A 20,816-nucleotide genomic window follows, 5' to 3' on the forward strand; every position below is an offset into this window, starting at 1 on the left:
GAATCAAACATCCAATAGCGCGCGGGCAAGGGTCTGCAGTTTACGGGTGAGCGGCCCAACCGACCAGCGCATCGAACCACATGCCTGCACTGGCCACACGCCATAAACACTGTTGCAGACAAAGACTTCGTCAGCCTGGTGCAGCTGTTCGAGGCGAATGTCGGTGATTTGCGTGGCGATGCCTTGAGACTCGGCTTGAAACAATAACTCTGCGCGCATCACGCCGGCCACGCCGCAACGACTCAGATCCGCGGTGAACAATACGCCATCGCGCACCAGGAACAGGTTGCTGAAGACGCCTTCGATCACCCGCCCAGACGTGTCCAGCATCAAGCCTTCGGCGTATTGGGCATCGGTCCATTCGGCGCGCGCCAGCACTTGTTCCAGGCGATTGAGGTGCTTGAGGCCGGCGAGCAAGGGCTGCTCGGACAAGCGTACGGCGCAAGGAAACAGATGTACGCCTCGTTCGGCATGCGCAGCGGGATAAGCGGGCGGCGAGCTCCCTTGCAGGATCCTGCGCCCCTTTGCAGAGGGATCGGCGGCATAACCGCGCAAGCTGTCGCCACGCGTCACGATCAGCTTCAACACCCCTTCACTCAGGCGTTGCGCATAGGCGTTCAGCTCGATGCTCAACTCGGTCATGTCAACCTTGAGCGCCAATCGCTGGCAACCCAGCCCCAGGCGTTGCAGATGACGCTCCAGCAACATGGGCTTGCCATCGCGCACCGCGATGGTTTCGAACAGCCCGTCGCCGTAAGCCAGGCCGCGATCTTTCAGCGACAGAACGTCGGCCGGCTGACCGTCGACCCAGCTTTCCATCAACCAGCGAACCGGCGGAACACCAGCGAGCCGTTGGTCCCACCGAAACCGAAGGAGTTGGACAACACCACATCGATGTCCATGCTCCGGGCCGTGTGCGCTACGAAGTCCAGGTCGCAGCCTTCATCCGGTTCATCGAGGTTGATGGTCGGCGGCGCCACCTGGCTGTTGATCGCCAACACGCTGAAGATCGCCTCCACCGCACCGGCGGCGCCCAGCAGGTGACCGGTCATGGACTTGGTCGAGCTGACCGCCAGTTTATAAGCGTGCTCGCCAAACACCGTCTTGATCGCCTGGGCTTCAGCCAGGTCTCCAGCCGGGGTAGAAGTACCATGGGCGTTGATGTACTGCACCTGCTCGCCGTTGATTTTCGCGTCGCGCAAGGCATTGGCAATGCAACGAGCAGCGCCGGCGCCATCGGCCGGTGGCGACGTCATGTGGTACGCGTCGCCGCTGGTACCAAAGCCGATCAGTTCGGCATAGATGGTCGCGCCGCGGGCCTTGGCGTGCTCCAGCTCCTCGAGCACCAGCGCACCGGCACCGTCGGACAGCACGAAACCGTCGCGGCCCTTGTCCCACGGCCGGCTCGCGCGGGCTGGTTCGTCGTTGCGGGTCGACAGCGCACGGGACGCACCGAAACCACCCATGCCCAGGCCGCAAGCCGCCATTTCGGCGCCACCAGCAATCATCACGTCGGCTTCGTCGTACATGATGTTGCGCGCGGCCATGCCGATGCAGTGGGTACCGGTGGTGCACGCCGTGGCGATGGCGTAGTTAGGTCCCTGGGCACCCAGATGGATGGACAGGAAACCGGAAATCATATTGATGATCGAGCCCGGCACGAAGAACGGAGAAATCCGTCGCGGCCCCGATTCGTGCAGCGTGCGGCTGGTTTCTTCGATATTGGTCAAACCACCAATACCCGATCCCATGGCCACGCCGATGCGTTCACGGTTGGCGTCGGTGACTTCCAGACCGGCGTTACGCACCGCCTGGAAACCGGCTGCCAGGCCGTATTGAATGAACAGGTCAAGTTTGCGGGCTTCCTTGACCGACAGGTATTCCTCGACATTGAAACCCTTTACCGAGCCGCCAAAACGGGTGGAATAGGCAGAAAGGTCGGTGTGTTCGATCAGACCAATGCCACTGCGGCCAGCCAGAATGCCCTGCCAGCTGCTCGGCACATCCGTGCCCAGTGGCGACAACATACCCATACCGGTGACTACGACGCGTCTACGCGACACAGCACTCTCCTTTTTCTAATGACGACTTTGCATCAGGCCTAAAGAAAAAACCGCACGCCGTGATGGCAGTGCGGTTTTTCCATGACAGCTAGCGACGACTAAAAACAATTACGCCTGGTGGCTGGTAACGTAGTCGATAGCAGCTTGTACAGTAGTGATCTTCTCAGCTTCTTCGTCAGGGATTTCGGTCTCGAATTCCTCTTCCAGAGCCATCACCAGCTCAACGGTGTCAAGGGAGTCGGCACCCAGGTCCTCAACGAAGGAAGCGGTGTTCACAACTTCTTCTTCTTTGACGCCCAGTTGCTCGGCAACGATTTTCTTGACGCGCTCTTCGATGGTGCTCATACCTTGTTTTCACTCCTAATGGACAAATTCAGGCAGCTGGCCGGTGGGTAAGTGTATAGAAGAACTTTTCGGTTTTTCAACCGAAAGCTTCACTCCTCAGACCCCGCGGCCCGCCGTCTATAAATTGATTGCAGCTTTATAACGGATTTTAGACAGCTCGTATGACATTTTTTTGAAGCAATCCGTCACATTTAACTCATGTACATCCCGCCGTTTACCGGGATTGTAGCCCCAGTCACGTATGCCGCACCGTCCGACGCAAGAAAAGCGACCACAGACGCGATTTCTTGAGCTTGCCCCAGACGACCCAGCGGAATTTGTGTCAACAACGCTTCACGCTGTGCTTCTGGCAGTTCACGGGTCATGTCGGTGTCGATAAAACCCGGGGCTACCGAGTTTACCGTAATCGAGCGCGAACCCACTTCACGGGCCAGTGCACGGCTGAAACCTTCCAGACCGGCTTTTGCCGCAGCATAGTTTACTTGGCCTGCGTTGCCCATGGCACCCACAACCGAGCCGATACTGATAATTCGGCCCCAACGCGCCTTGGTCATGCCACGCAGAACGCCCTTGGACAGCCGGTAAAGGCTGTTCAGGTTAGTGTCGATCACATCGAACCATTCGTCATCTTTCATGCGCATCATCAGATTATCGCGGGTGATACCGGCATTATTGACCAGGATCGCCGGCGCGCCGAACTGCTCTTGGATGCTTGCCAACACCGCCGCGACGGATTCGTCGCTGGTGACATTCAGCTCAAGGCCGGTGCCTTGAATGTCGTTTTCCTTGAGGGTCGCGGCGATGCGCTCGGCGCCCGAAGCGGAAGTCGCGGTACCCACGACGATGGCGCCTTGGCGACCCAGTTCCAGGGCAATGGCCTGGCCGATGCCACGGCTTGCACCGGTCACCAGTGCAACTTTACCTTGCAGACTCATGCAAGCTTCTCCTGTTCAGGCCTGCGCTGCACGGGTGGCAGCGAAAGCATCTGGGGTATTGAGATTGGAAGTCGACACGCCTTCGGCGCAACGTTTGTTCAGACCGGCCAGCACTTTACCAGGGCCGCACTCGACCAATTCGGTCGCGCCCCTGGTCGCCAGGGCCTGCACCGATTCGACCCAGCGAACCGGCTTGTAGAGTTGTTCCAACAGATCGCGCTTGAGGGTCTCGAGATCCGGCGCCACGTTGGCGCTGACGTTCTGTACCACGGGAATCTGTGGCGCTTGCCAATCGATGGCGGCGATGGACTCGGCAAAACGCTCGGCAGCCGGGCGCATCAGCTCGCAGTGCGACGGCACGCTGACCGGCAGCGGCATCGCGCGCTTGGCGCCACGAGCCTTGCAACCTTCGATGGCGCGCTCGACAGCCGCCTTGGCACCGGCAATCACTACCTGGCCCGGCGAGTTGAAGTTCACCGCACTGACCACATCGCCTTGCGCTGCTTCGGCACAGGCGGCCAGTACATCGGCATCGTCCAGACCGAGGATCGCGGCCATGCCGCCCTGCCCGGCCGGAACGGCCTCCTGCATCAACTGGCCACGACGCTCCACCAGCTTCACCGCATCGCCCAGGCTCAGGCTGCCGGCCGCCACGAGGGCGCTGTATTCGCCCAGGCTATGCCCAGCAACGAACGCCGGACGCGCACCGCCTTCGGCCAACCATAGACGCCAGAGCGCAATAGAGGCGGTCAGGATGGCCGGTTGGGTTTTATCGGTTTGATTGAGCTGTTCTTCCGGCCCCTGCTGGGTCAGTGCCCACAGGTCGTAGCCGAGCGCATCGGAAGCTTCTTTGAATGTTTCGAGGACCAACGGGTATTGCGCGCCCAGCTCGGCCAGCATGCCGAGGGACTGCGAGCCCTGTCCTGGAAAGACGAATGCGAGGGAAGCAGACATGAAAACAAAGCCCCTAATGATCTTGTCGTCAAAAATTGACGCCCCGGGGGGGCGCTAGGAAACTGACAGTTGGATGGTGGGTTGAACCGACCGGTCACATTTAAGCATTGTCGGACGAAAACGCCTAAGTTAACAAATCTTCGAGGCGACCATGAAGGCGCTCAGGCAGGTTTTCCTGGATTTCAATCACCGCCCGGTTAATCGCGCTTTGAAACCCCAGCACGCCCGCCGAACCGTGGCTCTTGATCACAATCCCCTGCAATCCGAGGAAACTCGCACCGTTGTGCCGCGCCGGCGCCAGGTCCGCTTGCAACCGACGCATCAACGGCAGCGCCAGGGCCCCCACCACACGCGAGGCCAGGCTTTGCTTGAACAGGGTCTCGATGCGCTGGCCAATCATGGTCGCCAGGCCCTCGCTGGACTTGAGTAGAATATTGCCGACGAAGCCATCACACACCACCACATCCGCCTCGCCGCGGTACACGCCATCCCCCTCGACGAAGCCGATGTAGTTGATACCCCGCGCACGCTGCAGCAACGTGGCGGCCAGCTTGACCTGCTGGTTGCCCTTGATGTCTTCGGTGCCGATGTTCAGCAGCGCCACGCGAGGGCGCACGATGCCCAGGGTTTCAGCCGCCACCGAGCCCATCACCGCGAACTGCAACAGATGCTCGGCGCTGCAATCGACGTTGGCGCCCAGGTCGAGCAACTGGCAAAAACCCCGCTGGGTCGGAATCGCCGCGACCATCGCGGGTCGGTCGATCCCCGGCAACGTCTTGAGCACATAGCGCGACAACGCCATCAGCGCGCCGGTATTGCCCGCACTGACACACGCCTGAACCTTGCCGTCACGCAGCAGCTCGAGAGCCACCCGCATTGAGGCGTCAGGTTTGCCGCGCAAGGCCTGGGCCGGTTTTTCGTCCATGGTGATGACTTCGGACGCCGGCGCAATGGCCAGGCGCGAGCGATCCACAGCCGATTGGCCGCTGAGCATTTCTTCAAGAAGGGAGGGTTGACCGACAAGGGTCAGGTGCAGCGAGGGCGTAGCATTCAGACAAGCAAGACTGGCCTGAACAATGCTGCGGGGACCGAAGTCCCCGCCCATTGCGTCAATCGCGATGACTTGAGCAGACAAGGATTACTCGTCAGCGCCCTTGTCGATCACTTTGCGACCACGGTATACGCCTTCTGGCGATACGTGGTGACGCAGGTGAACTTCACCGGTGGTTTTTTCTACGGACAGGGTGCTAGCCTCGAGCGCGTCGTGCGAACGGCGCATGTCACGGGCAGAGCGGGATTTTTTGTTCTGCTGAACAGCCATAATTGATTAACTCCTAAACGTTTGGGTCACGCTTTAACTGCGCCAATACACTGAACGGGTTGGACCGCGTTACCTCGTCCTCGCTCGGTTCGGGCTCATCTGCTCCCGCCGGCTGCTGGCATTCTTCCGGATGATGAGCAGGCACAATGGGCAAGGCGAGCAGAAGCTCCTCCTCGATCAGTGACTGCAGATCCAATGGATCTTCGCCCAGTTCCAGCACGTCATAACCTTTCGGCAACGACTGGGTATTCGCACCCTCCTTCACCACGGCGTAACTGCATTCGCTGTGGATCGGCAGGGTGACCAGCTCAAGACAACGCTGGCAAACCATTTTGACTTCAGTGTCGATAAAGCTGTGGATTACCACAGATTTACGTTCATCTCGTTCAAAAACGAATTTGGCCTGGACCTTACCGACATCGTCGGAAAGCGGGTCGCAGAGTCTCTTCAAATCGGCCAGCAGCAGTTCACCTTGAAGGGTGGTGCCACGGTCAGCCAATTTGCGCGGGTCAACGTGAGGTGGAATCGGGTCATTCAACATAGGCGCAGCATTATAGGGATGCACCCGGCCATGTCAAAGGAAATTCAGCCCTGTCCGTTACTTGCGCGCCTCGCTAGAATTCGGCCCTGCCTTTTGGAGACACCCATGCTGCCTTTATTACTCGCCTCAAGCTCCGTCTATCGCCGGGAATTGCTCGCCCGCCTGAGGCTACCGTTCGTCTGCAGCTCCCCGGACATCGACGAAAGCCATCGCCCCGGCGAACCCGCCCTCGACCTGGTAAAACGCCTGGCCCGGGAAAAAGCCCTGACGCTGAAAGGCAGTCACCCGGCGCACCTGATCATCGGCTCGGACCAGGTGGCCGTGCTCGGCGAGCGCATCCTGGGCAAGCCTCATACCTTCGAGAATGCCCGCGAACAACTGCTGGCCGCCAGCGGCGCCAAGGTCACCTTCCTGACAGGCCTGGCGCTGCTCAACAGCCAGACCGGCACCTGCCAGGTCGATTGCGTTGCGTTTACCGTGAACATGCGCGCACTGGATCCAGAGCGCATTGAACGTTACCTGCGGGCCGAGCAGCCCTATGACTGCGCCGGCAGCTTCAAGGCCGAGGGGCTTGGCGTCAGCCTGTTCCAGAGCACCGAAGGCCCGGACGCCACCAGCCTGGTCGGGCTGCCGTTGATTCGTCTTGTGGATATGCTGCTGGCCGAGGGCGTGCAAATCCCCTGAAGCCTGGGCCTGCATACCTGTTGGCGAGGGAGCTTGCTCCCGCTCGGTTGCGAAGCGACCGTAACAAACGGGCCTGCTGCGCAGCCCAGCGGGAGCAAGCTCCCTCGCCACAGGGATCGGCGCGATATTTCAAAGCAGCGCTGGCAATCAGCGCAACGCCGGCCCCTGGAACCCCATCCACATCGCCAGATGCTCGGCGATGCTGGCCCCCAGTTTTTTCGAGAAGCGGTCAATCGGCGACTCTTCGATGGTGAAATCCACCAACTCCTTCTCGCCAATCACGTCCCGAGCCACCGAACTGGCGCTGCCCAAGCCGTCGATCAAGCCCAGCGGCAATGCCTGCTCCCCCGACCAGACCAACCCGGAGAACAACTCCGGATGCTCTTTGTCTTTCAGCCGCTCACCCCGGCCTTTCTTGACGCTGGCGATGAACTGCTTGTGGGTGGTATCGAGCACACCTTGCCAGAACACCGTTTCCTCAGGTTTTTTCGGCTGGAATGGATCAAGGAAGGATTTGTGTTCGCCAGCGGTGTAGACCCTGCGCTCCACTCCGAGCTTGTCCAGCGTCTCGACGAAGCCATAACCCGCGGCGGTCACACCAATGGAACCGACCAGGCTGGCCTTGTCGGCATAGATCTGATCTGCCGCACTGGCAATGTAATAGGCACCGGAGGCACCGAGATCAGAGATGACCGCGTAGAGCTTGATATCCGGATGCGCCGCACGCAAGCGAACGATTTCGTCATAGACGTAACCCGCCTGCACCGGACTGCCGCCCGGACTATTGATGCGCAGCACCACCCCTTTGACCTTCGAATCTTCGAACGCAGCCCGCAAGCTACCGATGATGTTGTCAGCGCTAGCGGTTTCCTTGTCGGCAATCATGCCCTCGATGTCGATGACAGCCGTATAGGCCGAACCACCTCCAGAAACCTTTTTCATATCAACGGCCTGGAAGATCATCGCCAAGCCGAAAAACAGATAGATGAAGACCAGGCACTTGAAGAAGATCCCCCAGCGGCGCGCACGACGCTGCTCTTCCACCCCAGCCAGCAGGGTCTTTTCCAGCAACTTCCAGCTTTTATCGTCACCGTTGTCAGCGCTCGCTTTGGCCGGTGCCTTCCATTCATCGGTCATACATGCATCCTCAACAGACTTTAATCGGCGCGCTGGCTCAGCCAGGCGTGCAATTCAGGAAAATGGTCGATTGCCAGCCGCGGCTCGAATGCCCGTAGCGCCTCGATGGATTGTGCGCCATAGCTGACAGCCACCGAGCCCATGCCGGCATTGCGGGCCATTTGCAGATCGAACGACGAATCCCCCACCATCAACGCCTGTTCCGGTCGCATCTCGCAATGAGCCAGTATCTGCTCAAGCATCAATGGATGCGGCTTGCTGGCGGTTTCATCCGCTGCACGGGTGATATCGAAGTAATCGTCCCAACCATGGGATTTCAAGACCCGATCCAGCCCACGACGGGCCTTGCCAGTCGCAACAGCCAAGTGATAACCCTCAGCGCGCAAGGCATCGAGGGTGTTGGCCACACCCTCGAACAACGGCGAAGGCTCAGCCTCCAGCGCGATGTAGTGATCGGCGTAATGCTGGCGAAAAACCACCAACTCATCATCGCCAATCTCCGGATACAGGCTGCGAATCGCTTCTGGCAGACCCAGGCCGATGATGCCCTTTACTGCAAAGTCATCACGCCGGGCAAAACCCGTACGATCCGACGCGACATGCATCGACTCCACGATACGACCGATGGAATTGGCCAGAGTGCCGTCCCAATCGAAGATCAGCAGTTTGTAATCAGGATGCACTCAACCGCTCCACGGTCTTGGCCCACATGTCATCCACCGGAGCCTGCAATTTCAACTCACCGCCATCGGGCAGCGGCACGGTGAGCATATAGGCATGGAGAAACAGGCGCTTGCCGCCCAGATCGCGGATTTCCTTGGTGAAATCGTCATCGCCGTATTTGCTGTCGCCGGCGATGCAATGCCCGGCATGCAGGGTATGGACACGGATCTGGTGAGTACGCCCCGTCACCGGCTTGGCCTCGACCAGGGTGGCGAAGTCGCCGAAGCGGCGTAGCACCTTGAAGATCGTCAGCGCCTCCTTGCCCTCCTCATTGACTTCCACCATGCGCTCGCCGGAACGCAGATTACTCTTGAGCAACGGCGCGCGGACTTGCTTGATGGACGTATCCCAACGCCCCCGCACCAGCGCCATGTAGCGCTTGTCGACGCCGTCGCCGCGCAGTTGCTCGTGCAAGTGGCGCAACATGCTGCGCTTCTTGGCGATCATCAGCAGGCCGGAGGTGTCGCGGTCCAGGCGATGGACCAGCTCCAATTCCTTGGCATCGGGACGCAACTGACGAAAGGCTTCGATTACGCCGAAATTGAGGCCGCTGCCGCCATGAACCGCAATGCCCGCGGGCTTGTTGATCACGATCAGGGCTTTGTCTTCAAAGACGATCGAAGCTTCCAGGCGCTGCAACAGACCTTGGGCCAGGGGCACAGGCTCATCGCGCTCGGGCACGCGAACCGGCGGCACGCGCACGATATCGCCGGCCTGGAGCTTGTATTCGGGCTTGATCCGGCCCTTGTTCACCCGCACTTCGCCTTTACGCAAAATGCGGTAAATCAAGGTCTTGGGCACGCCTTTGAGCCGGGCTAGCAGGAAATTATCGATTCGTTGGCCGGCATATTCCGGCGAGACCTCGAGCAGTTGAACGCCAGGGGTCGAAGGGGCAGTAGTTGTCATGGCGGCGATCATAACAATTTTTTATGGAATTGAAGCACTTAATCATTGCTGCTATAGTCGCGAACGCCGCCAAAAGTGGCTGGACAGCGGACTAACGGCCAAAAACCGGCCCTGACCAACGCAATTCACGAGGACGAGAGGCCGTCCTACGGGGCTTTCGCTACGTAACGGTAGAGTTTGCAGGTGTAACGAGCGCAGGTGACATGAGGCCTGAAATACGCGGCAAAGCAGAGTTTTGACTCGCTTTGCGCGCCATATTCACGGCCAGTTCACAAAGTGCAGTCAGCTACGAACGAACCCGAGCGAGAGCTTCGGAAACAACGCCTAAATTAGCCATGATGCGTGACCTCCCCTTCCGGAGCTCACGGTAAATGCCAACCCGCTGCGGATTCTGCGCGCGGCAGCACCCGATTATCAGGGATACGTGTAGGGTGGAGATGTACAACCGTCGGACTGTGTAGCACTAGGCTTATATTTAGACGCTTCATCTCGTCCACAGGCGCCGGTTGATTCCTCCTCCTGACTGAGTGCTTGAATAGCCAGCAAGCAGGACGCGTCCGTCGCGACTTCGCCATCATTGGGTCGAACTCGCTGGACACTGGAATGGCCCCGCCACTTCCATGACGCACCTGACACCGACCGTGAGAAGTCGTGTGTGCCGAACGCCGTTTCCGGCAGCCCGGAAACCGACGGTACTACATGAAAAGAATGCTGATTAACGCAACTCAACCCGAAGAGTTGCGTGTTGCACTGGTAGACGGCCAGCGCCTCTACGACCTGGATATCGAATCCGGTGCACGCGAGCAGAAGAAGGCCAACATCTATAAAGGCCGGATTACTCGCATCGAACCGAGCCTTGAGGCTGCCTTTGTCGATTTCGGCTCCGAGCGCCACGGCTTCCTGCCCCTCAAAGAAATCTCCCGCGAGTACTTCAAGAAAGCCCCTGAAGGCCGCGTCAACATCAAGGACGTCCTGAGCGAAGGCCAGGAAGTCATCGTCCAGGTCGAAAAAGAAGAACGTGGCAACAAGGGTGCAGCCCTGACCACCTTCATCAGCCTGGCCGGTCGTTACCTGGTCCTGATGCCGAACAACCCGCGTGCCGGCGGCATCTCCCGCCGCATCGAAGGCGAAGAGCGCAACGAACTGCGTGAAGCCCTGAACGGCCTGGTTGCACCGGCCGACATGGGCCTGATCGTTCGCACGGCCGGCCTTGGCCGCAGCAGCGAAGAAATGCAGTGGGACCTCGACTACCTGCTGCAACTGTGGACCGCCATCAAAGAAGCCTCGCTGGATCGCTCCGCGCCGTTCCTGATCTACCAGGAAAGCAACGTGATCATCCGCGCCATCCGCGATTACCTGCGCCAGGACATCGGCGAAGTGCTGATCGACAGCGTCGAAGCCCAGGACGAAGCCCTGACCTTCATTCGCCAGGTGATGCCGCAGTACGCCAGCAAGATCAAGCTCTACGAAGACAGCGTTCCGCTGTTCAACCGTTTCCAGATCGAAAGCCAGATCGAGACCGCCTTCCAGCGCGTCGTCGAACTGCCGTCCGGCGGCTCCATCGTCATCGATCCGACCGAAGCCCTGGTGTCCATCGACATCAACTCGGCGCGCGCCACCAAAGGCAGCGACATCGAAGAAACCGCCCTGCAGACCAACCTTGAAGCGGCCGAAGAAATCGCCCGTCAGTTGCGCCTGCGTGACATCGGCGGCCTGATCGTCATCGACTTCATCGACATGACCCCGGCCAAGAACCAGCGCGCCGTGGAAGAAAAAGTCCGCGAATGCCTGGAAGCCGACCGCGCTCGCGTACAGGTCGGCCGCATCTCGCGCTTCGGCCTGCTGGAAATGTCCCGTCAGCGCCTGCGTCCGTCCCTGGGCGAAAGCAGCGGCATCGTCTGCCCGCGTTGCAATGGCACCGGCATCATTCGTGACGTCGAGTCGTTGTCCCTGGCGATCCTGCGCCTGATCGAAGAAGAAGCCCTGAAAGACCGCACCGCCGAAGTTCGCGCGCAAGTGCCGATCCCGGTGGCCGCGTTCCTGCTCAACGAAAAACGCAACTCGATCACCAAGATCGAGCTGCGCACCCGGGCCCGTATCGTCATCCTGCCGAACGACCACCTCGAGACGCCGCACTTCGAAGTGCAGCGCCTGCGCGATGACAGCCCGGAAGCCCACACCAACCAGTCCAGCTACGAGATCGCCGCAGCCGCTGCCGAAGTGGAAGAAGTCCAGCCAGCTGCCGCCGCCACCCGCACCCTGGTTCGTCAGGAAGCAGCGGTCAAGACTGCCCCGGCCCGCGCCAACGCTCCGGTCCCGACCGAAGTGGCCGCTCCGGTTGCCGCCCCGGCCGCCGCACCAGAACCAAGCCTGTTCAAAGGCCTGGTGAAGTCCCTGGTCAGCCTGTTCGCCACCAAGGAAGAGCCTGCAGCGCCAGCCGTTGTCGCCAAGCCAGCCGCTACCGAGCGTCCTGCCCGCAACGAGGAGCGCCGCAACGGTCGCCAACAGACCCGCAACCGTAACGGTCGCCGCGATGAAGAGCGCAAGCCCCGCGAAGAACGTGCACCGCGTGAAGAACGCGCACCACGTGAGCCGCGTGAAGAACGCCAGCCTCGCGAAGCCCGTGAGGAAGCCCCAGCAGCCGTAGCCCGCGAAGAACGCGCACCGCGTCCGCCGCGTGAAGAGCGTCAACCACGCGCCCCTCGTGAAGATCGCAAGCCACGTGGCGAGCGTGAAGAACGTGTTCGCGAACTGCGCGAGCCTCTGGATGCCGCTCCGGCCGTTGCCGCCGCCACCACTGAAGAGCGTCCGGCCCGCCAACCTCGTGAAGAGCGCGCACCGCGTCCGCCACGTGAAGAGCGTCAGCCACGCGCTGAGCAGGCAGCCGCCGCTGCCAGCGAAGAAGAAGTGCTGAATACCGAAGAGCAACTGCTGGAAGATGGTCAGGACAACGCCGAAGGTGATCGTCCACGCCGCCGCTCCCGTGGTCAGCGTCGTCGCAGCAACCGTCGTGAGCGTCAGCGTGACGCCAATGGCAACGTGATCGAAGGTTCGGAAGAATCCGAATCCGCCGAGAACGCTGAAGCACCAAGCGCTGCGGACTTGGCTGCGGGCCTGGCCGTGACTGCGGCAGTTGCCAGCAGCAACATCAGCGCCCCTGCCGAAGCCGAGGCGAATGAGCAGGCGGAGCGTGCTACCGCTGCGGTGGAAAACGCGCCGGTTGAAGCCCCCGTGGTCGAAGCCACTACCCCGGTAGACGCCACCGCGTCGCCAGAAGTGGAACTCGCCCCGGCTCGCGAAACCCAGCCTGGAGCCGAAGCCGCCGTCGAGCCGGCACCGGTCATCGAGCAACCAATGGTTGCCGCTGAGCCTGTCGTCGAAGCGGCCTTCGAGACACCGGCCGAGGAAAAAGCACCGGAGCCTGCCCGTGAAGAGCAAACTGCGTTCAACTGGACCGCGGAGCCCGTCGCACCGGCGTCCGTTGTCGAGCCAGAGCCGACACCAGAACCGGTGAAAGCGGTCGAACCCGAAGTGGTCGAGCCGGCTCCAGTGGTCGAAGCCCCTGTGGTTGTCGAAGCACCGGTCCCGGTGGAAGAGCCTGCACCTGCCAGCGCCCTGACCGCGAACGGCCGTGCGCCGAACGATCCGCGCGAAGTGCGCCGTCGTAAGCGTGAAGCCGAGCGTCTGCAGAAGGAAGCCGAACAAGCTGCCGCTGCCGCCGCTCATGCGCCTGTTGCCGAGCCAACTCCAGTCGTGGAAGAAGTCGCCGAGGCAGCCCCTGCCCCGGTCGCCGAAACCCCGGTTGAGTCGGCTCCGACGTTCGACGAACCTCAGCACACTGCTGAAGAAATCGCGCCGCGTCACACTGAAGCCCTGGAAAAAGCGCACGAGCCTAAACCTCACGCCTGATTCCATCGCCCAATGAAAAGCCCCGCCTGGTAACCCCAGGCGGGGCTTTTTTATGCCTTCAGACTTATCCACAGCGGGACTGGGACCAGACACAAGACTTATGCCACTGAAAATCCAATGTGGGAGCGAGCTTGCTCGCGATAGCGCCGGGTCAGTTTGCATCAATGCTGAAGTCAGACCGCTTTCGCGAGCAAGCTCGCTCCCACAAGGTTCTGCGTCGGCTGCTATTTGAAGGCCAGCGCCTCAGGCACGTCTATATCCCAAGTGACGCCAGGATCGTCCACCGCCACCTCGACCACTTGTGCCCCGGCAAACAATGCCTTGGCACCGCGATCCCCGGTCAGAGCCATCAGTTTCGGGCCAAACGCACGGCCGAATCCCACCGGATGCCCGTATTCGCCAGAGAAGACCGGCACACTGATGCCATCCTCGCGAATCCCCGCCGCCACCTGCTCGATACTCGACGGCAGAATGAACGGCATATCACCCAGTACCATCAACCACCCAGCAAGGTCCGGGCAGGCCTGGACCCCGGCCGCGATGCTGTCCCCCAAACCGGGCGAGTCCAGCTCCACGAAATCGCAGCCGTAGGCTTGGGCCATGCGGATGACTTGCGGACGATCCCGGCTCGTCACCAAGACGCGCTTTTCCAGGGAGGCAGGCAAATTCACCAGCACCTGCTCGATCACCGAACGGACGGCACCGTCGCGCCCGGTGCAATCGGCCAGCAACTTATCCTTATCGGCACCTGCCACCTGACGGAAACGGCTGCCCGATCCGGCCGCGAGAATGATCACGCCTATCGATCCACTCATACGCCCTCCTCACCTTCGGCTTACAGCGGCTTTTTCTGACGCAGTTCTACGCCATTTTTGATCGCCACGATTTCGGCCAGCAGCGACAACGCGATTTCCGCGGGTGTGTGGCTGCCGATGTGCAGGCCGATCGGCCCATGCAGCCGCTCGATGGCCTGTGCTGACAAGCCTAGCTGAGCCAGGTTATCCCGGCGTTTTTGACTGTTAACCCGCGAACCCAAAGCGCCGACATAGAAGGCCTTGGAATCCAGGGCGGTCAGCAGCGCCATGTCATCCAGGCGTGGATCATGGGTCAGGGCCACAATGGCCGTGCGCTCGTCGGTCTCGATGCTCAGCACCGCTTCGTCGGGCATACCCGAGACGAAGCGGCCATGTTGCTCTTCCCAACCGTAGACAAACTCCTTGCGTGGATCACAGATCAGCACTTCGAAGTCCAGCAACCGGGCCATTTCCGCCACGTAACGCGACAGTTGTCCGGCGCCGATCAGCAAAAGCCGCCAACGCGGACCGTAGATGGCTCGCAGGACTTGTCCATCGAACAGCAAGGCGTCGGTTTTACTGGCCGGTGTCAGCACCACTTGACCGCTGGCGACCGTCAGCTCACGGGCGACAATCTCATGGGCTTCGCAGCGCTCCAGTAATTCAGCGACCCACTGAGGATCGCCGACCCGCTCTTCGGTCAAACGCAAGGTGCCGCCGCACGGCAGGCCGAAGCGCGCCGCCTCCTCACGGGTCACGCCGTAGGTGATCAGTTGCACCGGCGGGCCGTCCGCCGGAATGCGGCCGTCGTGCAACCGGGCGATCAAGTCATCCTCGACACAACCGCCCGACACCGAGCCAATCACCACGCCATCTTCACGCAAGGCCAGCATTGCCCCTGGCGGCCTCGGTGCAGTGCCCCAGGTCTGGACCACGGTGAACAACACCACCCGCTGCCCGGCGCGGCGCCATTGAAGCACGCTGCGCAGGACGTTCAGATCAACGCTGTCCATCAAGCTTTGGCCTGTTGCCAGCCTTGCAGCTGATAACGCACCGGCAGGTTACGAATGCGCTTGCCGGTGGCAGCGAAAATCGCGTTGCACAGCGCCGGCGCAATCGGCGGTACGCCCGGCTCGCCGACACCGCCCAGCGGCACCTCCCCCGGCGGAGTGACCAAATGCACCGCCACTTCCTTAGGCGCAAGGGACATGCGTGCCACTTCGTACATGTGGAAATTGTCCTGCTGCACCTTGCCGTCCTTGAAGCTGATTTCCCCCACCATGGCATTACCCAGGCCCATGACGCAGGCGCCTTCGAATTGCGAGCGGATGCGCTCAGGGTTGATCTGCGGGCCGCAGTCCACGGCGATGTCCGCCTTGTGCACGATCACCGTGCCATCGTCCTTGACCTCCACCTCGAGCACCGCCGCCACGTAGGTGACGAAGCTGTAGTGCACCGCCAGCCCCAGGCCACGGCCCTTGGGCAGTTCCCTGCCCCAACCGGCGGCCTTGGCGGCGGTTTCCAGCACCGTGCGGATCCGCGCCGTATCAATCGGGTAACGCTCGGGGGATTCGCCGTAGTTCCATTCTTCGCTCAAGGTACGCGGATCGATCTTACGGTCCGGTCCGAGCAATTTGAGCTGGTACTTCAGCGGATCCTGGCCGGCTTTGTGGGCCAGCTCATCAATGAAGCTCTGGATTGCGAAGCCGTGTGGAATGTTCGACACCGAGCGATACCAGCCCACCCGGGCATGAGCCACCGCTTCGGGGTTTTCCAGACGCAGGTTGGGAATGGCGTAGGCCATGTTGGTCACGCCCATGCCTATTTCGAACGGCGCCTCGTGAGTCATGCCCGGTGCAAACAGTGCGGTGATGCTCGGGGCTACGGTGCGGTGTAGCCAACCGGACGGCATACCGTCCTGGTTCAGGCCAGCCTTCAGGTATTCGGCCGATACGGTGTGGAAATACGAGTGATGAATGTCGTCCTCGCGGGTCCATTGCACCCGTACTGCCTGGCCGGGAAACTGCTTGGCGAGGACGGCCGCTTCGACGACAAAGTCAGGTTTTGACTTGCGTCCGAAACCGCCGCCCAGCAACGTGATGTTCACCGTGACCTTCTCGAAAGCAATACCCAGGCGTTCGGCGACACGTTCACGGGTCACTTGCGGCGCCTGGCTCGGCGCCCAAGCCTCGCATTGACCGTCCTTGAACCGGGCAACGGCGACCATCGGTTCCATAGGGGACTGGGACAGGTGCGGCAAGTAATACGACGCCTCCAACGTCGAATCAGCCTTGGCCAGCGCATCATCGAGATCACCGCTGCTGCGCACGACTTTCCCGGGCTTGAGGGCCGCCGCTTCCAGTTCCTTGCGATAGGCAATGGAGTCATAACCGGCATTCGGGCCGTCATCCCACTCGATTTTCAGCGCTTCGCGGCCCTTGATCGCCGCCCAGGTGTTTTTCGCCAGCACCGCCACACCGCCCAGGGGTTGGAACTCCGAGGGCAGCGGACGCCCTTCGATCTGCACCACCTTGACCACGCCCGGCACTTTCAGCGCCGCGCTGCTGTCCACGGTCTTGACCTTGCCGCCATAGACCGGCGGGCGGGCGATAACGGCGTAAAGCATGCCGTCGAAATGCACATCGGCACCGTATACGGCGCGGCCGTTGACGATATCTTCGCCATCGATGGCCCGGCTCGCTTCCTTGCCGATGTAGCGGAATTCAGAAGGCTGCTTGAGACGCAGGCTGTCGCGGGCCGGCACCGGCAAGGCACTGGCGGCGGCGGCCAACGCACCGTAGCCCAATTGGCGGCCGGAAGGCTGGTGCAGCACTGTGTGCAATTGCGCACGGCACTCACCCACCGGGACATTCCACTGCGCGGCGGCGGCCTGTTCCAGCATGGTCCGGGCAGCGGCACCGCAACGGCGCATCGGCTCGTACCAGTGACGCATGCTGCGCGAACCGTCGGTGTCCTGGTTGCCAAAACGCGCTTCATCGGCCGGCGCCTGCTTGACCAAGACCCTGGCCCAATCGGCGTCCAATTCATCGGCCACCACCATGCTCAGGCTGGTACGTACACCTTGGCCCATTTCCGAACGATTGCAGATGACCGTGACACTGCCATCGGCGGCGATGCTCACGTACACCTTCGGGTCGTCGACCGCACCATGGGGCATGCCCTCGGCGCCGTATTTCTTATCCTCGGCAAAAGCATCTGGCACGCCCCAACTGGCAGCCAGCACCAGCACACCGATGGCGCTTGCGCCTTTGAGGAAACCACGACGACTGAGATTACTCAGCACAAAATCATCGGGCAAACGGCTCATGCCTTGGCCTCCTTCAGGTGGGTGGAGGCCTGGCGAATCGCGGTCTTGATCCGGTTATAGGTGCCACAGCGGCAGAGGTTGCCGACCATGGCTTCTTCAATCTGCTCATCGCTCGGGTTGGGATTGGTCTTGAGCAAGGCGGTCGCGGACATGATCTGGCCGCCCTGGCAATAACCACATTGGGCCACTGCGCTATCGAGCCAGGCCTTCTGGACGACTTGCCCGACGGGGTCGGTATGCAGCGCGTCGATGGTGCTGATGTCCTGCCCTTTCACCGAGCCGATCGGCGTAATGCAGCTGCGCGCCGGGGCGCCGTCGATGTGGATGGTGCACGCGCCGCACAGGCCCATGCCGCAGCCGAACTTAGTGCCGTTGTAACCGGCCACATCCCGGATAGCCCACAGCAGCGGCATGTCCTCTGTCACATCCAGTTGATGATCTTTTCCATTGAGTTTCAGGGTAATCATGGGCACGCCCGCATAGTGATCGAGTTATGGGGTCGAGCAATCTGCCGTTTGGTTCACGGTTCGGTTGTCGCAGACTGGCTCAGGCTGATCGGGCTCTCTTATGCATACGCACGCAGGCGTCTGCACCGGGCCTTCAAGATGCCGATGGTGACATCGTTAGGGAGCTAAATTAACCCAGGATCAAGCAAAACGCCCTGCACAATCCTGCACAAATGATCGCGTGCAGGATGTGCAGGACGTTTTTTCAGAGGGTTGCGAAAGCGCGCTTCAGTACCGATTGGGTTCCATTTCCAGCTCGACCTGGAACCGTTCGGCGATGTCTTTCTGGATGCGCTGGGCCAGGTCCAACAGTTGCGGGCCAGTGGCATTGCCATAGTTGACCAGCACCAGCGCCTGCAACTTGTGCACCCCGGCGTCACCTTCGCGGAAGCCCTTCCAGCCGGCCCGTTCGATCAGCCAGCCGGCGGCGACTTTCATCTGCCCTTCGGGCTGTGGATAAGCCACCAAGTCCGGATACTGCACTTTGAGTTGCGCCACGTGCGAGGCCGGCACCAGCGGATTCTTGAAAAAACTGCCAGCGTTGCCCAACACGGCCGGGTCTGGAAGTTTTTCGCTGCGAATGCTGCAAATGGCCCGACTGACATCGGTAGGCGTCGCCTGCTCGATGCCCTGCTCGGTCAACCGTTGGCGGACCGGGCCGTACTCCAGATGCAGATGCGCGGCGCGACTGAGGGCAAAGCGCACCCGCAGGATCAGCCAGCGACCCGCCTGCTGCTTGAACAGGCTGTCGCGGTAGGTAAAACGGCATTCTTCGAGGGTGAAATCGCGCAGCCCGCCGGTCTGGCGATCCAGGGCGGTGAGGCCAGCGAAGACGTCCTTGATCTCGACCCCGTAGGCGCCGATATTTTGCATCGGCGCCGCCCCGACGGTACCGGGAATCAGGCTGAGGTTCTCCAACCCCGACCAACCCTGCGCCAACGTGTGCTGGACGAAAGGGTGCCACGGCTCCCCTGCTTCGGCTTCGATCACCACCCGTTCGCCGTCATCGCTGAGCAGGCGAACCCCTTTGCTCGCCATGCGCAGCACCAGCGCATCGATGTCGTCGGTCAGCAACAGGTTGCTGCCGCCGCCAATCACCAGCAGCGGCACCTCATGTCCAGCGGCATAGGCCAGCGCCTCGCGAACATCATCATCACTGTGGGCTTCGGCGAACAACCGAGCCTTCACGTCCACGCCAAAACTGTTGAAGGGCTTGAGGCTGACGCCGGCCTGTACCTGCAAGGTCATAAGCGCCCCTTCAATTCGATCACCAAGCGATCGGTGGCGAGTTCGATCAAGTCCAGCACTTGCTCGAAGCCCTGCTCGCCGTCGTAGTAAGGATCCGGCACGTCATCGAGTTCAGCCTCGTAGCGCCGCAGGAACAGGTCCAGTTCGGCCCTGCCGTTGGCCGGTTGCATGACCTTGAGGTGGCGCAGGTTGCTGCTGTCCATCGCCAGGATCAAGTCGTAGGCGGCGAAGTCGGCGCGGGTCACCTGCTGCGCACGCTGGGCCGACAAGTCGTAGCCTCGCTTCAAGGCCGCCGCCTGGCTGCGTTTGTCCGGGGCCTTGCCCACATGCCAGTCACCGGTGCCGGCGGAAGCGACTTCCACCTGCCCGGCCAGCCCGGCCTCGTGCAGCTTATGCCGCAAGATGCCTTCGGCGGTGGGCGAGCGGCAGATATTGCCGAGGCAGACGAACAGAACCCGCATCAGGCCTCCAGCAGGCGACGAACGCGCTCGAGGTCTTCAGCGGTATCGACGCCCGTTGGCGGGGCGATCAGCGCATCGGCGACATGAATTCGCACGCCATGCCACAGGGCACGCAGTTGCTCCAGGGATTCGGTGTTTTCCAGCCAGCACGGGCCCCATGCAACGAAGTCCTGGAGGAAACCGGCGCGGTAGGCATAGATGCCGATGTGGCGGCGGTACGGCACGCCTTGCGGCATCACGTCCTGGTTTTGCGCGAACGCATCCCGGGCCCAGGGCAATGTCGCGCGACTGAAGGTCAGCGCCAGGCCGTTGAGGTCGCTGACCACCTTGACCACGCTGGGATTGAAGAGGGTTTGCACATCCTTGATCGGCTCGGCCAGGGTGGCCATGCGCGCCTCGGTATGGGCCGCCAGGTTCGCCGCGACCTGATCGATCACGCTGGGCGGGATCAACGGTTCATCACCCTGCACATTGACCACGATGGCGTCAGGTGCCAGGCCGAGTTTCTCGGCGACCTCCGCCAAGCGATCAGTGCCGGAATTGTGATCCTCGCGGGTCAGGACTACCTCGGCGCCAAAGCCCTTGCAGGCCTCCATGATGCGCGCATCGTCCGTCGCCACCACCACACGCTGGGCGCTGCTTTTGCAGGCCTGTTCCCACACGTGCTGGATCATCGGCTTGCCAGCGATCAACAGCAGCGGTTTGCCGGGCAGGCGTGTCGAGGCGAAGCGCGAGGGAATGACGACGGTAAAGGCTGTGGTCATTTATCCAGGCGCTCATCGGTAGTCAGGGTACGGGCTTCGCTTTCGAGCATCACCGGGATGCCATCACGAATCGGATAGGCCAGGCCAGCGCCCTTACTGATCAGTTCGGTCTTGTCGGCGCTGAGCTTGAGCGGGCCTTTGCAGACTGGGCAGGCCAGAATGTCGAGCAATTTGGTGTCCATGGAACTCCCCTGGAT

21 protein-coding genes are annotated in these 20,816 nt (G+C 61.3%); 2 read left to right on the top strand and 19 right to left on the bottom strand.

From position 1 onward, the window contains the following. Positions 1 to 3: 3 nt before the first annotated feature. The 8 genes from pabC to CD58_RS20565 all read right to left on the bottom strand — a co-directional run bounded on the left by pabC (position 4) and on the right by CD58_RS20565 (position 6,159). Positions 4 to 819, bottom strand: a complete 816-nt coding sequence (pabC, locus tag CD58_RS20530) for an aminodeoxychorismate lyase (protein ID WP_025214856.1) — start codon at positions 817 to 819, stop codon at positions 4 to 6. Beyond that, positions 819 to 2,063 (bottom strand): beta-ketoacyl-ACP synthase II, encoded by a 1,245-nt coding sequence (gene fabF, locus CD58_RS20535; RefSeq protein WP_025214857.1) that lies wholly within the window; start codon positions 2,061 to 2,063, stop codon positions 819 to 821. The genes pabC and fabF overlap by 1 nt, the downstream gene beginning before the upstream one ends. A gap of 108 nt (positions 2,064 to 2,171) precedes the next feature. Beyond that, positions 2,172 to 2,408: an acyl carrier protein gene (acpP, locus tag CD58_RS20540; RefSeq protein WP_003175607.1), complete on the bottom strand. Its 237-nt coding sequence runs from the start codon at positions 2,406 to 2,408 to the stop codon at positions 2,172 to 2,174. A 191-nt stretch (positions 2,409 to 2,599) separates the two neighbouring features. After that, entirely contained in the window at positions 2,600 to 3,343 is a 744-nt protein-coding gene (gene fabG / locus CD58_RS20545) for a 3-oxoacyl-ACP reductase FabG (protein ID WP_025214858.1), read from the bottom strand. Between the two features lie 15 nt (positions 3,344 to 3,358). Then, a complete protein-coding gene (gene fabD / locus CD58_RS20550) occupies positions 3,359 to 4,297 on the bottom strand; it encodes an ACP S-malonyltransferase (RefSeq protein WP_025214859.1) in 939 nt (312 codons plus the stop codon). A gap of 124 nt (positions 4,298 to 4,421) precedes the next feature. Continuing rightward, positions 4,422 to 5,432 (bottom strand): phosphate acyltransferase PlsX, encoded by a 1,011-nt coding sequence (gene plsX / locus CD58_RS20555; RefSeq protein ID WP_080712593.1) that lies wholly within the window; start codon positions 5,430 to 5,432, stop codon positions 4,422 to 4,424. Between the two features lie 3 nt (positions 5,433 to 5,435). Continuing rightward, positions 5,436 to 5,618 carry a 50S ribosomal protein L32 gene (rpmF, locus tag CD58_RS20560; RefSeq protein ID WP_003179396.1) on the bottom strand — a complete coding sequence of 61 codons (183 nt, stop codon included), beginning with the start codon at positions 5,616 to 5,618 and terminating at the stop codon, positions 5,436 to 5,438. Positions 5,619 to 5,631: 13 nt separating this feature from the next. After that, positions 5,632 to 6,159, bottom strand: a complete 528-nt coding sequence (locus CD58_RS20565) for a YceD family protein (protein WP_003227058.1) — start codon at positions 6,157 to 6,159, stop codon at positions 5,632 to 5,634. Between the two features lie 105 nt (positions 6,160 to 6,264). On the opposite strand from CD58_RS20565, the gene CD58_RS20570 reads away from it, so the two are divergent. Next, the gene (locus CD58_RS20570) at positions 6,265 to 6,843 is read left to right on the top strand and encodes a Maf family protein (protein WP_025214861.1); all 579 of its coding nucleotides are present in this window, start codon (positions 6,265 to 6,267) and stop codon (positions 6,841 to 6,843) included. Positions 6,844 to 6,990: 147 nt separating this feature from the next. Here the strand turns inward: CD58_RS20570 and CD58_RS20575 are convergent, their stop codons facing one another. From CD58_RS20575 to rluC, 3 genes are read right to left on the bottom strand one after another with little or no spacing between them, the layout of a single operon-like run. Beyond that, the gene (locus CD58_RS20575; RefSeq protein WP_025214862.1) at positions 6,991 to 7,980 is read right to left on the bottom strand and encodes a S49 family peptidase; all 990 of its coding nucleotides are present in this window, start codon (positions 7,978 to 7,980) and stop codon (positions 6,991 to 6,993) included. A 20-nt stretch (positions 7,981 to 8,000) separates the two neighbouring features. Then, complete coding sequence (locus CD58_RS20580) at positions 8,001 to 8,663, bottom strand: HAD-IA family hydrolase (protein ID WP_025214863.1); 663 nt, start codon at positions 8,661 to 8,663, stop codon at positions 8,001 to 8,003. Then, a complete protein-coding gene (rluC, locus tag CD58_RS20585; protein WP_025214864.1) occupies positions 8,653 to 9,609 on the bottom strand; it encodes a 23S rRNA pseudouridine(955/2504/2580) synthase RluC in 957 nt (318 codons plus the stop codon). Before rluC ends, CD58_RS20580 begins: the two co-directional genes overlap by 11 nt. 699 nt (positions 9,610 to 10,308) lie before the next feature. On the opposite strand from rluC, the gene rne reads away from it, so the two are divergent. Then, complete coding sequence (rne, locus tag CD58_RS20590; RefSeq protein ID WP_025214865.1) at positions 10,309 to 13,518, top strand: ribonuclease E; 3,210 nt, start codon at positions 10,309 to 10,311, stop codon at positions 13,516 to 13,518. 224 nt (positions 13,519 to 13,742) lie between these two features. Here rne and CD58_RS20595 read toward each other — a convergent pair whose 3' ends face one another. The 8 genes from CD58_RS20595 to CD58_RS20630 all read right to left on the bottom strand — a co-directional run bounded on the left by CD58_RS20595 (position 13,743) and on the right by CD58_RS20630 (position 20,801). After that, entirely contained in the window at positions 13,743 to 14,333 is a 591-nt protein-coding gene (locus CD58_RS20595) for a nucleotidyltransferase family protein (RefSeq protein ID WP_025214866.1), read from the bottom strand. Between the two features lie 20 nt (positions 14,334 to 14,353). After that, on the bottom strand, positions 14,354 to 15,325 hold the full coding sequence (locus CD58_RS20600) for an XdhC family protein (protein ID WP_025214867.1): 972 nt from the start codon (positions 15,323 to 15,325) through the stop codon (positions 14,354 to 14,356). Then, positions 15,325 to 17,640 (bottom strand): xanthine dehydrogenase family protein molybdopterin-binding subunit, encoded by a 2,316-nt coding sequence (locus CD58_RS20605; protein WP_025214868.1) that lies wholly within the window; start codon positions 17,638 to 17,640, stop codon positions 15,325 to 15,327. Before CD58_RS20605 ends, CD58_RS20600 begins: the two co-directional genes overlap by 1 nt. Continuing rightward, a complete protein-coding gene (locus CD58_RS20610; RefSeq protein ID WP_025214869.1) occupies positions 17,637 to 18,107 on the bottom strand; it encodes a (2Fe-2S)-binding protein in 471 nt (156 codons plus the stop codon). Before CD58_RS20610 ends, CD58_RS20605 begins: the two co-directional genes overlap by 4 nt. Before the next feature lie 267 nt (positions 18,108 to 18,374). Next, positions 18,375 to 19,394, bottom strand: a complete 1,020-nt coding sequence (gene murB / locus CD58_RS20615) for a UDP-N-acetylmuramate dehydrogenase (protein WP_025214870.1) — start codon at positions 19,392 to 19,394, stop codon at positions 18,375 to 18,377. Beyond that, positions 19,391 to 19,855 carry a low molecular weight protein-tyrosine-phosphatase gene (locus CD58_RS20620; protein ID WP_025214871.1) on the bottom strand — a complete coding sequence of 155 codons (465 nt, stop codon included), beginning with the start codon at positions 19,853 to 19,855 and terminating at the stop codon, positions 19,391 to 19,393. Before CD58_RS20620 ends, murB begins: the two co-directional genes overlap by 4 nt. Further along, positions 19,855 to 20,619 carry a 3-deoxy-manno-octulosonate cytidylyltransferase gene (gene kdsB / locus CD58_RS20625; RefSeq protein WP_025214872.1) on the bottom strand — a complete coding sequence of 255 codons (765 nt, stop codon included), beginning with the start codon at positions 20,617 to 20,619 and terminating at the stop codon, positions 19,855 to 19,857. Before kdsB ends, CD58_RS20620 begins: the two co-directional genes overlap by 1 nt. Next, positions 20,616 to 20,801, bottom strand: a complete 186-nt coding sequence (locus tag CD58_RS20630) for a Trm112 family protein (RefSeq protein ID WP_003179363.1) — start codon at positions 20,799 to 20,801, stop codon at positions 20,616 to 20,618. The genes kdsB and CD58_RS20630 overlap by 4 nt, the downstream gene beginning before the upstream one ends. Positions 20,802 to 20,816 lie beyond the last annotated feature (15 nt).

Origin of the sequence: Pseudomonas brassicacearum (assembly GCF_000585995.1) — a bacterium.
GTDB classification, from domain to species: Bacteria; Pseudomonadota; Gammaproteobacteria; order Pseudomonadales; family Pseudomonadaceae; genus Aquipseudomonas; species Aquipseudomonas brassicacearum_A.

Excerpts from the sequence above, each read along its gene's own strand:
- pabC (WP_025214856.1), bottom strand. The coding sequence starts at position 819 with ATGGAAAGCTGGGTCGACGGTCAGCCGGCCGACGTTCTGTCGCTGAAA.
- acpP (WP_003175607.1), bottom strand. The coding sequence starts at position 2,408 with ATGAGCACCATCGAAGAGCGCGTCAAGAAAATCGTTGCCGAGCAACTG.
- fabG (WP_025214858.1), bottom strand. The coding sequence starts at position 3,343 with ATGAGTCTGCAAGGTAAAGTTGCACTGGTGACCGGTGCAAGCCGTGGC.
- fabD (WP_025214859.1), bottom strand. The coding sequence starts at position 4,297 with ATGTCTGCTTCCCTCGCATTCGTCTTTCCAGGACAGGGCTCGCAGTCC.
- rpmF (WP_003179396.1), bottom strand. The coding sequence starts at position 5,618 with ATGGCTGTTCAGCAGAACAAAAAATCCCGCTCTGCCCGTGACATGCGC.
- CD58_RS20565 (WP_003227058.1), bottom strand. The coding sequence starts at position 6,159 with ATGTTGAATGACCCGATTCCACCTCACGTTGACCCGCGCAAATTGGCT.
- CD58_RS20570 (WP_025214861.1), top strand. The coding sequence starts at position 6,265 with ATGCTGCCTTTATTACTCGCCTCAAGCTCCGTCTATCGCCGGGAATTG.
- CD58_RS20575 (WP_025214862.1), bottom strand. The coding sequence starts at position 7,980 with ATGACCGATGAATGGAAGGCACCGGCCAAAGCGAGCGCTGACAACGGT.
- rluC (WP_025214864.1), bottom strand. The coding sequence starts at position 9,609 with ATGACAACTACTGCCCCTTCGACCCCTGGCGTTCAACTGCTCGAGGTC.
- rne (WP_025214865.1), top strand. The coding sequence starts at position 10,309 with ATGAAAAGAATGCTGATTAACGCAACTCAACCCGAAGAGTTGCGTGTT.
- CD58_RS20595 (WP_025214866.1), bottom strand. The coding sequence starts at position 14,333 with ATGAGTGGATCGATAGGCGTGATCATTCTCGCGGCCGGATCGGGCAGC.
- CD58_RS20600 (WP_025214867.1), bottom strand. The coding sequence starts at position 15,325 with ATGGACAGCGTTGATCTGAACGTCCTGCGCAGCGTGCTTCAATGGCGC.
- CD58_RS20605 (WP_025214868.1), bottom strand. The coding sequence starts at position 17,640 with ATGAGCCGTTTGCCCGATGATTTTGTGCTGAGTAATCTCAGTCGTCGT.
- CD58_RS20610 (WP_025214869.1), bottom strand. The coding sequence starts at position 18,107 with ATGATTACCCTGAAACTCAATGGAAAAGATCATCAACTGGATGTGACA.
- murB (WP_025214870.1), bottom strand. The coding sequence starts at position 19,394 with ATGACCTTGCAGGTACAGGCCGGCGTCAGCCTCAAGCCCTTCAACAGT.
- CD58_RS20620 (WP_025214871.1), bottom strand. The coding sequence starts at position 19,855 with ATGCGGGTTCTGTTCGTCTGCCTCGGCAATATCTGCCGCTCGCCCACC.
- kdsB (WP_025214872.1), bottom strand. The coding sequence starts at position 20,619 with ATGACCACAGCCTTTACCGTCGTCATTCCCTCGCGCTTCGCCTCGACA.
- CD58_RS20630 (WP_003179363.1), bottom strand. The coding sequence starts at position 20,801 with ATGGACACCAAATTGCTCGACATTCTGGCCTGCCCAGTCTGCAAAGGC.